The organism is Collinsella sp. AF05-9 (assembly GCF_003465595.1).
In the GTDB taxonomy this organism is placed as follows: Bacteria; Actinomycetota; Coriobacteriia; order Coriobacteriales; family Coriobacteriaceae; genus Collinsella.
The window spans coordinates 60,382-72,383 of sequence record NZ_QSBB01000007.1 but is presented as its reverse complement, the minus strand read 5'-3'; the positions used below and the strand labels follow the sequence as shown (position 1 = coordinate 72,383).

General features: G+C 61.9%; 11 protein-coding genes. 7 read left to right on the top strand and 4 right to left on the bottom strand.

Annotation, left to right across the window (positions count from 1 at the left end):
• Positions 1–169 precede the first annotated feature (169 nt).
• The 6 genes from DWV43_RS03850 to DWV43_RS03825 all read left to right on the top strand — a co-directional run bounded on the left by DWV43_RS03850 (position 170) and on the right by DWV43_RS03825 (position 6,334).
• Positions 170–1,921, top strand: coding sequence for an ABC transporter ATP-binding protein (locus DWV43_RS03850; RefSeq protein ID WP_117817814.1), 1,752 nt, complete (start codon positions 170–172; stop codon positions 1,919–1,921).
• Positions 1,914–2,660: an energy-coupling factor transporter transmembrane protein EcfT gene (locus DWV43_RS03845; RefSeq protein WP_117817816.1), complete on the top strand. Its 747-nt coding sequence runs from the start codon at positions 1,914–1,916 to the stop codon at positions 2,658–2,660. The genes DWV43_RS03850 and DWV43_RS03845 overlap by 8 nt, the downstream gene beginning before the upstream one ends.
• A 167-nt stretch (positions 2,661–2,827) precedes the next feature.
• The gene (locus DWV43_RS03840) at positions 2,828–3,364 is read left to right on the top strand and encodes a hypothetical protein (RefSeq protein WP_117817819.1); all 537 of its coding nucleotides are present in this window, start codon (positions 2,828–2,830) and stop codon (positions 3,362–3,364) included.
• Positions 3,365–3,519: 155 nt separating this feature from the next.
• The gene (istA, locus tag DWV43_RS03835; RefSeq protein WP_117856209.1) at positions 3,520–4,758 is read left to right on the top strand and encodes an IS21 family transposase; all 1,239 of its coding nucleotides are present in this window, start codon (positions 3,520–3,522) and stop codon (positions 4,756–4,758) included.
• Positions 4,755–5,543: an IS21-like element helper ATPase IstB gene (gene istB, locus DWV43_RS03830; protein ID WP_117856208.1), complete on the top strand. Its 789-nt coding sequence runs from the start codon at positions 4,755–4,757 to the stop codon at positions 5,541–5,543. The genes istA and istB overlap by 4 nt, the downstream gene beginning before the upstream one ends.
• 104 nt (positions 5,544–5,647) lie before the next feature.
• On the top strand, positions 5,648–6,334 hold the full coding sequence (locus DWV43_RS03825) for an IS3 family transposase (protein ID WP_117856207.1): 687 nt from the start codon (positions 5,648–5,650) through the stop codon (positions 6,332–6,334).
• A 35-nt stretch (positions 6,335–6,369) separates the two neighbouring features.
• Here DWV43_RS03825 and DWV43_RS03820 read toward each other — a convergent pair whose 3' ends face one another.
• Together DWV43_RS03820 and DWV43_RS03815 are read right to left on the bottom strand one after the other, a co-directional pair.
• On the bottom strand, positions 6,370–7,116 hold the full coding sequence (locus DWV43_RS03820) for an aspartate/glutamate racemase family protein (protein WP_233539200.1): 747 nt from the start codon (positions 7,114–7,116) through the stop codon (positions 6,370–6,372).
• An 84-nt stretch (positions 7,117–7,200) separates the two neighbouring features.
• Positions 7,201–8,457 (bottom strand): ATP-grasp domain-containing protein, encoded by a 1,257-nt coding sequence (locus tag DWV43_RS03815; protein ID WP_117817190.1) that lies wholly within the window; start codon positions 8,455–8,457, stop codon positions 7,201–7,203.
• 422 nt (positions 8,458–8,879) lie between these two features.
• On the opposite strand from DWV43_RS03815, the gene DWV43_RS03810 reads away from it, so the two are divergent.
• A complete protein-coding gene (locus DWV43_RS03810) occupies positions 8,880–10,013 on the top strand; it encodes a glucosaminidase domain-containing protein (RefSeq protein ID WP_117817189.1) in 1,134 nt (377 codons plus the stop codon).
• A 44-nt stretch (positions 10,014–10,057) separates the two neighbouring features.
• Here the strand turns inward: DWV43_RS03810 and DWV43_RS03805 are convergent, their stop codons facing one another.
• Together DWV43_RS03805 and DWV43_RS03800 are read right to left on the bottom strand one after the other, a co-directional pair.
• Positions 10,058–11,458 (bottom strand): protein kinase, encoded by a 1,401-nt coding sequence (locus tag DWV43_RS03805; RefSeq protein ID WP_158569822.1) that lies wholly within the window; start codon positions 11,456–11,458, stop codon positions 10,058–10,060.
• Positions 11,459–11,557: 99 nt separating this feature from the next.
• The gene (locus DWV43_RS03800) at positions 11,558–11,980 is read right to left on the bottom strand and encodes an XRE family transcriptional regulator (RefSeq protein WP_117817187.1); all 423 of its coding nucleotides are present in this window, start codon (positions 11,978–11,980) and stop codon (positions 11,558–11,560) included.
• Between the last annotated feature and the right edge of the window lie 22 nt (positions 11,981–12,002).

The window sequence follows — 12,002 nt, the reverse complement described above, 5'->3', positions numbered from 1 at the left end:
CGCTCGCGTACCCAAGTACGCTTCGCTCCTCTTTCGCGCCAACCTGGGGCCCCTCGCAAAGCCGTCTCCGTGCTCCACCACCAAAGACTGTCCCAGACAACTAGCTCTTGGGGACGTTCTTAAACGACTAGTCATGTAAGAACGTCCCCAATGACTCTGAAAGGTATCCATGGAAACGATCATCAACGTCGACGATGTCTCGTTCTCCTATGGCACGCAGACCGAGCAGGCACTTAAGCATATCTCGCTCGGCGTGAACAAAGGAGATTTTATCGGCATTATCGGTCCTTCGGGCGCCGGCAAGTCTACACTTGCCGCCTGTCTGTCGGGAGCCGTACCCCACCATTACACCGGCACGTTCTTTGGCTCCGTCACTGTCGACGGCAACGACACCTGTGAAGTTACGCTCACCGATGTGTCGCAGATCGTCGGCAGCGTGCTGCAGGACATCGACACGCAGATGGTCGCCTCGGTCGTCGAGGACGAGATGCTTTTTGGCCTGGAGAACTTTGGCGTTCCCCACGACCAGATCGAGCAACGTGTGAGCGAGACGCTCGAGACCGTCGGCATCAGCGACCTGCGCGACCGCGAGATCGCCACGCTTTCGGGCGGCCAAAAGCAAAAGGTTGCCATCGCCGCCATCCTCGCCATGCGTCCGCGCGTGCTCGTGCTCGACGAACCCACCGCGGCGCTCGACCCCGCCAGCTCCACGCTGGTCTTCGAGACCCTGCGTGAGGCCAACCGCGCACTCGGCATCACCATCGTCGTCGTTGAGCAAAAAGTCGCCCTGCTTTCGGAGTATTGCAACCGCGTGCTCGTGCTCAATCATGGCGAAATCGCGCTACAGGGCGAGCCGCACGAAGTCTTCGCACACTCCGATGAGCTCCGCGCCATCGGCGTCGATTGCCCGCGTGTCACGCGCATTTTCAACAGCCTCGAGGTCGATGGCCTGGCCAGCGGCACTCCCTGTTTGGATGTTGATGAGGCCGAGCGCCTGATTTCGGGCATCGTCGACCCCGCACACGCGAGCAGTGACATTCAGGCACCCGCCGGCTCACCGCACGCACCGTCGTTGCGCCCGCACGCCAGGGACGCCGAGCCCGTGCTCACCTTCGATCACGTTGAGTTTGCCTATCCCAATGGCGGCGCTGCCGTCCACGACCTCAACCTGACCCTCTATCCCGGCGAGCTCGTGGGCATCGTCGGCCAAAACGGCGCCGGCAAGACCACGCTCACCAAGCTGCTCACGGGCCTGCTTAAGCCCGCCTCGGGCAGCGTGCGTGTCACGGGACTGGATACCGCAGCCGTTCCCACGAGCCGCATCGCCCGCGAAGTCGCAACCCTCTTCCAAAACCCCGACCGCCAGATCTGCAAGGACACTGTGCTCGACGAGGTCGCCTTTGGCCTGGAGCTTGCCGGCATCGACCGTGCCGAGGCGCTACGTCGCGCCCAGCTCGTCATCGACCGCTTTGGCTTGCCGGCCGACGAGGCGCCCTTCTCGCTCTCGCGCGGTCAGCGCCAGATGGTGGCACTCGCCTCCGTCGTGGTCGTAGAGCCCAAAATCGTGGTGCTCGACGAGCCCACGAGCGGCCTTGACTACCGTGAGTGCATGACCGTCATGGAAACCGTGCGCACCATGGCCGAGCGCGGCTGCGCCGTCATCATGGTCTGCCACGACATGGAAGTCGTATCCGACTTTGCCGAGCGCATCGTGGTGATGGCCGACGGCCGCATCCTCGAGCGCGGCTGCACGCACGAGCTGTTCTCGAACTGCGAGCTCATGCAGCGAGCCTACGTTGAGCCACCCCAGGTCATAGAGCTTTCTCGTCGCCTGGCATCCTCCGTCTCTCCCGCCTTTGCACAGGTGAGCGAGGTCACCGATATCGTTCGCATTACCGAGGAGATGGTCCACCGTGGTTAACGTCATCGACTATATGCCGGGCGATACACTGCTGCACCGCTTGAACCCGGTCGTCAAACTGGGCCTTGCCGCCGCCATCATCATCGGCATCTTCCTGTCCGATACCTACGTGGCTCTGTTGGGCTTTTTGGCGCTCACCCTTGCACTGGGCGCCTACGCCGGCGTCGTCGACCGTCTGCTCTCACTACTCAAGCTGCTGATTCCGCTCGCGCTTATCATGCTGGTGCTTCAGCTGGCCTTTATGCGCGACGGCAACGTGGTGTGGGGCTTTATCACCGACACGGGCCTCATTACCGGATCGAAGGCCTGCCTACGCCTGTTGGGCGTGGCGCTGCCACTCATCCTCATGCTTATGGTGACCAAGCTCAACGACCTCGCCAACGCCTGCGTCGAGGTGCTGCACGTGCCATATCACTATGCCTTCACCTTTACCACGGCACTGCGCTTTGTGCCGGTATTTGGCCAGGAAATGAACGCCATCATGGAGGCGCAGACTGCACGCGGCGTCGAATACGACACTAAGAATCCCGTCAAGAAACTCAAACTCATGCTGCCGCTGTGCGTGCCACTGCTTATTTCGAGTGTGGGCAAGACCGATGCCACCGCACTTGCTGCCGAGCAGCGCGGCTTCTACCTGCGCACGCGCGCGAGTTCGTATAAGCGCTACCCCATCAAAAGCCTGGATATCGCCGTACTCATCGTCAGCATCGCCCTCATCGCCATCGGCTTCCTGTTCTAGTTCGCCACCGACAGCAACCGCCCAACGCAAAAGGCCTCGGCTCGCACCAAACGAGCCGAGGCCTTTATTGTTTCACCAGATAAAACCTACCAAAATTAACCTGTCCCTTTTTGACGGGTGGGACTGCGGACAAAAAGTTGGACCATCAGGTCCGGTTTGGAGTCCGCATGACATACAGTAGAGCCGTAGTGGAGAGGGCCGGGGAGCTACGCCGCTCCGGGCTCTCGTGCAGGGAGATAGCCCGGGAGCTCGACGGGCCGAGCAAGAGCGCCGTCGCGCGCTGGACGAGGGCCGGGGCCGCGGGCGGAACCGTCGGGAGGGCGGTCGCGAAGATGGATCTGCCGAAGGTCGTCGGGGACGGTCCGGTGTACCCCGACATCGACCCGGACGACAAGGACGCCCTGATAGAGCGCCTCGTCCTGGAGAACGCCGTCCTCAGGGCGGTGAACGACGTTTTAAAAGCCGCGAGCCTCGACGGGATGTCGAACAGGGAGAAGACCCTGGTGATAGACCGCCTGAGGCCGTGCGGGAAGTGGTCCTTGAGAGAACTCACGAGTTCCTTGGGGATATCAAAGAGCTCCTATGAGTACCAGCGCCGCGCGATCGCGAGGCCCGACCGGCTCGCGCCCCTGCGCGCGCTCGTGCGCAGGATCTTCACCGAGGACGGTGAGGGGGCGCGGGGGTACCGCTTCGTGACGTGTTAGCGCTACTGTAAAAACAACCATTTTGACCAACGCTCAACAACCAATCACGCCAACGCAATCCCGCCATTTGCGCCAACGCATTTTCACCATTTCCACCAACGCCGGGGCTTACGCTTCGATCGACAAGCGAACGATGCTTTCGGGAGGAGCGGGCCGTGGCGGAGAAGAACCTGATCGGAGAGTTGGACATGTACAGGGAAGCGGGCATAAAGCCCAACTTCAGCGACATAGCGAAGCGCTACGGCAAGGACAGGCACACCGTGGCGTCGTACTGGAGGGCCGAGGGCGGGCGGCCCCACGACGGGCGCGGCGACAGGGCGGGCTCGTTCGACGCGCACATCGAGGAGGTGGCCGCCAAGGCGCAGCTGCCGGGAGTCACCAAGAAGGGCATCCACGAGTGGCTGCTGCACAGGTATCCCGGCGAGGACCTGGCCGGCTACAACGCCTTCACCCAGTTCATGCGCAAGAACGGCATCGCCGTCGGGGCCTCCGGCGGCCCGGAGCCGCACCCGCGCTTCGAGACGCCGCCCGGACTGCAGCTGCAGTTCGACTGGAAGGAGTCCGTCAAGATGGCGAACCGCGACGGAGAGCTGTTCGAGTTCAACGTGTTCGCGGCGACGCTGGGCCATTCCCGCAGGCACATATTCATCCGGTCGAGGACCAGGACGACCGACGACCTGGTCAGGTGCATGTACGCCACGATCGCGAGGCTCGGCGGCGTGCCGCGCGAGTGGGTCACGGACAACATGTCCGCCCTGGTGACGGTCAAGGGCGGCAGGCGCCTCAAGGTCCAGCGCGCATACGAGTTCGCCAAGGCCGCCGGCTTCGAGCTGAAGCTGTGCCGCCCGCGCAGCCCCCAGACGAAGGGCAAGGTCGAGTCGTCGAACCGCTTCCTGTCGCGGCTCATGGCCTACCAGGGCGACTTCGACGGCTGGGACGACATCGACGAGATCGTCGCGCGGATCGAGGACGCCAGCAACTCCGAGCCCAACGAGACCACGGGGCTGCCGCCCTCCGCGCTGTTCATGGAGGAGAAGGACGCGCTGCTGCCCGTCGGCAACCTGCGCGCCCTCGAGGAGGCGATGGGCGACGTGGTGCGCGTGGCCAGGGTGCCGGCCACGATGCTGGTGAGCGCGCACGGCGAGCCCATGTCGGTGCCCGGGCGCTGCATCGGCAGGCCCGCCCGCATCGTCTGCATGCCCGGCGGCGCGATGGACTGCTACGTCGGCGGCGAGCTGGTGGCCACGCACGTGGCGGGCGGGCCGGCCTACGACCCGGCGCACTACGCCGAGGCCATGGCCGGCAAGCGGTGGTTCGGCGACGCCGCCGGCGACATCGAGGCGGCCGCCGCGGCCAACCTCGGCCTGCTCGACTCGATAGGGGGCTCGCTGTGAGCGCCGCCGTGCAGGCCAGCCCCCTCAACCGCCTGGCGGCCAACCTCGAGGAGCTGGGGCTCGAGGGCATGGCGTCGTCGGTGCCCGAGTACGTCAGGCTCGTCGCCGACGGGAGGAAGGGCCTGGTCGAAGCCATGCTCGAGCTCACCGACGCCCAGATAGCCCTCAAGCGGCGCGCCGACGACGAGCGCCGCACGAGGATGGCCAACTTCCCCTACATAAAGACGCTGGCCGACTTCGACTGGGGCTTCCAGCCGAGCGTGCCGCGCGGGCTGGTCGAGCAGCTGGCCACGCTCGAGTTCATCGACCGCGGCGACAACGTCGTGCTCGTCGGCAGCCCGGGCGTCGGCAAGACCCACCTGTCGATAGCCATAGGCCACGAGGCGGTGATGGCCCGCAAGCAGGTGTACTTCGCCGACTGCTCGAGGCTGGTCGAGGACCTCAAGCACGCCTCGGCGAAGGAGGCGCTGGCGCGCAGGATGCGGTTCTACGAGCACTGCAGCCTGCTGATAATAGACGAGCTCGGCTACCTCGACATCGGCAAGGAGGGTGCCGACCTGCTGTTCCAGCTGGTCAACAGGCGCTACGCGCTCAAGCGGTCGACCATCGTCACGACCAACGTGCCGGTGGGCAGGTGGGGCGACGTGTTCGGCAGCAACGTCACGGCCTCGGCGGTGGCCGACAGGCTTTGCCACCATTGCGCGATGATCAAGATAACGGGACGGTCGTACCGCCTGAAGGACGTATCCATCGGCGGTGAGGACGGGAAGGAGGAGGGCGCCTAGACGCCGAAAGCGGCGCATCCGCGTTGGCGAATCCGGCACATCCGCGTTGGCGCGATTGGCGAAAATACGTTGGTGAAAATGGTGAAAATTATATTGACGCTAACATGACGGCGCGCCTGCGCGAGCTCGACGAGCCCGTGCGCGCCTCGGAGAAGGTCGTCCTCCGCATCATGCGCGAGGAGGGCCTGGTCCCCAGGTGGATGAGGAGGAAGAGGAGGCCCTACAGCTCCTATGCGGGCGAGCCGACGCCGGCCCCGCCGAACCTCGTGCGCCGCGACTTCCGCTCGGCCCTGCCGAACTTCCTGTGGCTCACCGACATCACCGAGTTCAGGCTGCCCTCCGGCAGGAAGGTCTACCTGTCGGCCATCAGGGACTGCTTCGACTCCTCGGTCGTGGCGTGGAGGGCCGGCGAGAGACCGGACGCCGCGCTCGCCAACTCGACGCTCGAGGACGCCTGCGCCCGGCTGGCGCCCGGCGAGCGCCCCGTCATCCACTCCGACCGCGGCGGCCACTACCGCTGGCCCGGCTGGATCTCGATCTGCGAGGACAACGACCTCACCAGGAGCATGTCCGCCAAGGGCTGCAGCCCGGACAACGCCGCGATGGAGGGCTTCTTCGGCCTGCTCAAGAGGGAGTTCTGGCACGGCAGGGACTGGTCGGGCTGGGCCCCCGCCCGCTTCATCGAGGAGCTCGGGGCCTGGATCGGCCGCTACAATACGGAGAGGCGCAGCGATGCGCTCGGCGGCCGCACGCCGGCCGAGTTCCGCGCCGCGCTGGGAAGGGCCGCGTAGCGGTCCAAGAAATCGTCCGCAGTCCCGGTCGGAAGCTAGAGGCGGTAGGGGACGCCGCTGCGGATGATGGACTCGCGCACCAGGACATCCATCGCATCGAGGGTGATCTCGGGCATCTCGCGATACTTCTGCAACACCGAAAGCTCCGTGCAGGCCAGGATGACGCGGTCGCAGCCGCTACGGGCGAACTCCCACATCACGCGGTCGAACTTATCCATATCGGGCTCGCGCCCGGCCTTCACATCGTCGTAGATGAGCGACATCACGTCGGCCTGACGTTTTTCGCTGGGATAGACGACCTCAACGCCCGCGGTCCCGCATTCGCGCCCATAGACGCCTGCGCCCACGGTACCGTCGGTGCCCATGATGCCGATCTTGCGCACCGGCTCGGCCGGCATGCTCAGGTTTGGATCGAACTCGCACTCCCCCATCACCGCGCCGGCCAGAGCATAGCGCACCGACTCGCGCGGCATGTGGATAATCGGCACCTTCGTAAACGACTGGATCTGGTCGTAGAAGTAGTGTGACGTGTTGCAGGGAATCGCTATGTGCGCGCAGCCCAGCGACTCGAGTGCCTGGGCACACTCCTTCATGGTCGCCAGCAGCTCGGTATGCTCACCGGTCTTGATGGCCAGCGTGCGGTCGGGCATGGTCGACTTGGAAAGCACCACCATGTCGATATGCTCCTGGTCGCACGTAGCCGCCGTATGGCGTACTACCTGGTCGTAGTAATACGACGTGGCCTCGGCGCCCATGCCGCCGATAACTCCCAGCTTTTCCATCGCCGCCTCCTTGGTGACGCCCACGCAATTGCGCGTATCATACCCGCGCCCGCCCGATACATACCGGACGGGCGCCACGCTCGTCTACTTGTAATACGTCTTGAACAGCTTATAGTGACGCAGCTTGGTGTGCCACATGCGCAACCAGCGGTTAAAGACAAAGTCTCCCTTCATAAACGAGGGATCGGCGCCCTTGCCCTCCTTGGCAAGACGATGTACCTTCGCGCGCAGCTCGGGAGCCTTGACGTACTTGTCGACGACGCCCATGGGAACGACCATCCACAGCGCCTCGTCCTGCGCCGTCACAAACTCCGGCTCAAACGGGCGATTGAACACATACTCGTCCACCACGTACTTGGCAACGTTAAAGCCGCTGTTGGTTACGTAGTAGTTGCTGCGGCCCTGACGGGTGTTGAAGTCAAAGAACTTAAACGAGCCATCGCGCTCGTCATACTTGACGTCAAAGTTGGAATAACCCACAAAGTGAAGGTCCTCGAGCAGCTTGCGCACGCCACTCATAAGCTCATCATTGGGCTCGGTGATGATGCAGGCGTGATTACCGACGCCATGGGGCTGATGCTCCTCGAGCAGCACGTGACCCAAGCACATCATGCGAACCTTGCCGTTGCGATCGGAATAGCTGGTAAGCACACGCATGTACTCGTCGTTGCCGGGCACGCGATCCTGCAAAATCAGGTCATCGGTGTAGCCACTGGCATAGGAATCGCGGATAACCTGCTCCAGCTCGGCGCGGTCGGCAATCTCATAAGCCTTCTTCTGACCCTCGAACTCATGCTGCCACCACATGATGCCGTCGGAAGGCTTCAGGATCATCGGGTAGGGGAAGTCAATCTGGTCGAGCACCTCGGCAGGCGCCTCTCCTTGCGCGTTGAGCATCTGCGCAGTAAAGGTAAACGTATGCGGATAGGGCACACCGTGCTTCTCGCACAGCTCGTAGAAGATCTCCTTCTTCTGGCACTGCTCAAGCATGCTATAGGGCGCGTAAGGCGCAACGATGTTATCCGCCAGCTCGTTGGCATCCTTGGCCTGAGCCACCAGGGCAACATAGTTATCGCCGCAGCCCATCAGGACAATCGTCTTGTCGGCATGTGCCCGAGCGATACCGTTGACGGTCTTAAGCATCACGGGCATAGTGTCGATATCCACGTTAGGCGTGTAGTCGATAATCTGGCTGCGATACGCAGGGCCCGTCTGATACTTGCCAAAGACCAGGCTCTTGACCTGATACTCCTCGTAGAAGGCGCGCGCCACCGAATACGCGTTGATGTCGCCGCCGAGCAGCACGGGAATAAACTCGCGCTCTGTAAACTGCAATGCCATGGAAACTTCCTATCATGAACTGCCCACACGACGGGCGGTCTTTGTGCAACTGATTTATTCTAGCGTGCCGAGCCGCCGGCACCCAAAGCTCCACCGTATCTATGGCAAACGAGGCGAAACAGCCTGGCAACTCCCCCGACACCCATGCCGGGCATTGACGTCGCCAAGTCTCATTTCTTGCCGCCGATTGCATCTTTCCCCACGTGAGGCGACTTTTGATAAACAAAAACCCTCTCGGACAGGGTTCCGTAACGTTAAAGTTGAACTCTATGGTTTCTCAACAATTCACTATAACTGCAGGTCAAAGCCAAAGCCTCAAGTTCAACTTGACCCTTTAGAACCTTTAAGGTTCAAGTTGAGGTCGAAAGCAGTAGTAGAATACAGCTCGACCAATAACCTACGATTGATTGCAGAGGGACTGGATGCAGCATTCGAATCATCGCACCGCAGCGCTCATCGCGTCGAAGCCGGCTCGTATCATCACGAGCGCCGCGCTCGCCGTCGCGCTGACGGCCACGCCGATGCTCTCCCCCGTCGCGGCCTATGCCGCCTCGCAGGCAACGCAGGATCAGCTTTCCGCCGCCCAGAAAAAAATCGAGGACGCTACGAGCGCCTACAACGACGCTCGAACCAAGCTCGAGGATCTGCAAAAGCAGATCGACTCCAATGAGGCGAACATCGATAAGATTGAGGCCGAGCTACCCGAGCAGCAGGCCAAGGCAAGCTCCGCCATGCGCGATCTGTATAAGTACCAGAAGGGCACCAGCCCCATCGTGAGCTTCCTGGTAAACACGCAGAGCTTGGGTGACTTTATCACCACCTGCAAATACACCAACCAGATTACGAGCTCGAGCGTCGACGAGATCGAAGAGCTTAACAAGATGCAAACCGAGCTCGAGCAGAACAAAACCGAGCTCGATCAGGCCAAGTCTCAGCTCGAGGGCGAGCAAAAGAATGCCGAGGACGCGCTAGCCCAGGCACAGCAGCTCCGCAGCGAGGCGCAGGCAAAGGCTGAGCAGGAAAATGCCGCCGAACTGGCTAAGCTCGAGGCCGACAAAGCTGCTGCCGCCGAGAAGATCTCGGGTACCGGCGTGAGTGGCAATAACTCCAGCAGTCAGGCCACCAACTCCAACACCACCATCGACACCACGGTGAACAACTCCAACAGCGGCAATTCCGATTACGACTCGTTTATTAACGAGTGGACGAGCCGCATCGACAACTACCTCGCCGGCTCCCCTATGGCAGGCCAGGGCTATAACTTTGCCGTCGCCGCCTGGAACACCGGCGTCGATCCCCGTTGGTCCCCCGCTATCGCCTGCATCGAGAGCAGTAAGGGCCTCTATTGCGCCGGCTCCTATAACGCCTGGGGCTGGAGTGCCCGCGGCGGTGGCTGGCGTAGCTTTGGCAGCTGGAGCGAGGCTGTCTCCGCCCACGTTGCTTACCTGGGCGCCAACTATGGCTCCACGCTTACCCCGGCAGCCGCCAAGAAGTACTGCCCGCCCACGTGGCAGGACTGGTACAACAAGGTCGCCAATCAAATGAACCGTATTTAAGTGCAACTGCAAAGGGGCCCCAAGCGGGGCCCCTTTTCGATTATCTAAGAGACGACACCGGTCGCATTGCCGATAACAACGACGACGCACATGACGGCAAACATAAACCCGAGCGCCTTGAACCATAGTTCGACAAAAGCACTCCCCCGATACCGATCGAGCACGGGAAAGCGACGCCGAAGCCTGCGGCGGTCGAGCATGCCAAACGTAATAAGCAGCACCAAGCCATCGACCATAAAGAAATACTCAAGTGCCAAAAACCACGTTGGATAGTTTCTGTTTTCGCCCGTCGGCGTAAATACCGCAAAATGGCTGCCCATCAGCAGCAACAATGTTGTCGCATAGACGCATCCGTTCCATATGCGCCCCACGGGCTCGGGGATACGCGAGAGCAGACGCGCGCATTTGGACGTCACGGGGGAGACGATCGAACGCCGGTTTGCAGAAGCCGGAAGCGTGAGGGCAACCGGCTGCTGTACCCGCTGCACCTGCGACGCCACGACCCGGGGCACACTGACAGCAGAAAAGGTCGCGGGCGACGGTGCAGGGAGACATAGCTCATACGCCGCACGCGCAGCATGCCCCAGCGCCTTTGCGCTCGCAAAGCGCTTAGCCGGATCGAGCGCCATCGCCATGCAAACCGCATCGGCAAGCGGGGTTGGCATACCGTGCGACTCGCATTGCTCACGTATGTCCCGCCCCGGTTTGGGGTCAGTTCCCGTCAGGCAAAAGAACAGCAGCGCGCCAAGCGCGTAAATATCGCTCCGGACGCTCGTCTGCCCAAACCCAAACTGCTCGGGCGGCGCATAAGAACGCGTGCCAAATTTGACGGTGTCGGCATCGGCGCCATCGCGCCAAACGCGCGCGATTCCCAGGTCGATAATCACCAGCGAGGAAAAGGTCATGCCGGCATCGGCCGCATACCTCACGCCCGATACAATGATGTTCGAGGGTTTAAGGTCGCGGTGGATTACCGGTACCTCCGGCTCCCCCGCAGCTGCAAAACCAGCATGCAGCTCGCCCACCGCTTCACACAAAACGGGATACAGCCCGCGGGCATAATCGGGCGTCGCCCCCAAGCGTCCCACCAACGCCTCGAGTGTCTCGCCTTCGACATACTCCATCACCACGTCGAGCTCGTCGCCCACACGGCGGCAATCGACGATTCGGGGCAAGTGCTCAAAACGACGACCGGCGCGCTGGGCCGCAAACAGGCGCTCATAAGCTCCGCCAATCTGCACCGAAGCATCGATGCGCTTGCGGACAAAGGGGCCGAGAGACCCGCCACCAGAGCCCTCAAAATAGACGAGTTCGGTCGTCTCGACATCCGAGAGCTTGAGCACGCGCTCCACACGATAGCTGTCATCGCGGTCGAGCGACGCCAAATGCTCGACAAGCGAAGCAGTCAGCTCGTCATCGGAATATGTTGGGCTCTGAGTATCCATAGCGTTCATCATAACGCAGGGTGCGGACACCCCATGTTGTCCGCACCCCGTTCGTTTGCATGGTTGTTCTGGTGACACAACCGACTCAGCCATCGGCCACTAACTCACAGTTTCCTCGCCAAAGCGATACAGTTCTTCATTGACCTTTTGGAGGCTACAGCCACGGTCGATGCAAAAGATAATGATTGCATCGCGACGGTCCTTGCAGTTGAGGACGCTCACTCCGGCAGCCGTCAGGGCGCGGTTGGTCTCTTTCATCGACAGCGCCATTGCAAAGGCAATCTGCAGCACCTTATTGCGGCTCGGATTGCGCGAGCCGGTAAAGATCTGATAGCCAAAGGTCTCGTTGAGGTCGGCCATACGCACCACGCGCGAACGCTCGAGCCCCTTCTCTTGCAGCAACTGCTTTAAGTAATCCGAAAGCGACGGGGCGGCAAAGTCGTGCTTCTTGATATAGCCATCGATACTCGGCGCATCAAGAAGCTCGTTGAGCAACTCGTCCGTCAGCTTTTTATCGGGCACGCGGCCTCACCTCCCATACGGC

What these genes read in the sequence shown, in the direction of transcription:
- DWV43_RS03850 (WP_117817814.1), top strand. Translation starts at nt 170, where the DNA reads ATGGAAACGATCATCAACGTCGACGATGTCTCGTTCTCCTATGGCACG.
- DWV43_RS03810 (WP_117817189.1), top strand. Translation starts at nt 8,880, where the DNA reads ATGCAGCATTCGAATCATCGCACCGCAGCGCTCATCGCGTCGAAGCCG.
- DWV43_RS03805 (WP_158569822.1), bottom strand. Translation starts at nt 11,458, where the DNA reads ATGGATACTCAGAGCCCAACATATTCCGATGACGAGCTGACTGCTTCG.
- DWV43_RS03820 (WP_233539200.1), bottom strand. Translation starts at nt 7,116, where the DNA reads ATGGAAAAGCTGGGAGTTATCGGCGGCATGGGCGCCGAGGCCACGTCG.
- DWV43_RS03840 (WP_117817819.1), top strand. Translation starts at nt 2,828, where the DNA reads ATGACATACAGTAGAGCCGTAGTGGAGAGGGCCGGGGAGCTACGCCGC.
- DWV43_RS03815 (WP_117817190.1), bottom strand. Translation starts at nt 8,457, where the DNA reads ATGGCATTGCAGTTTACAGAGCGCGAGTTTATTCCCGTGCTGCTCGGC.
- DWV43_RS03825 (WP_117856207.1), top strand. Translation starts at nt 5,648, where the DNA reads ATGACGGCGCGCCTGCGCGAGCTCGACGAGCCCGTGCGCGCCTCGGAG.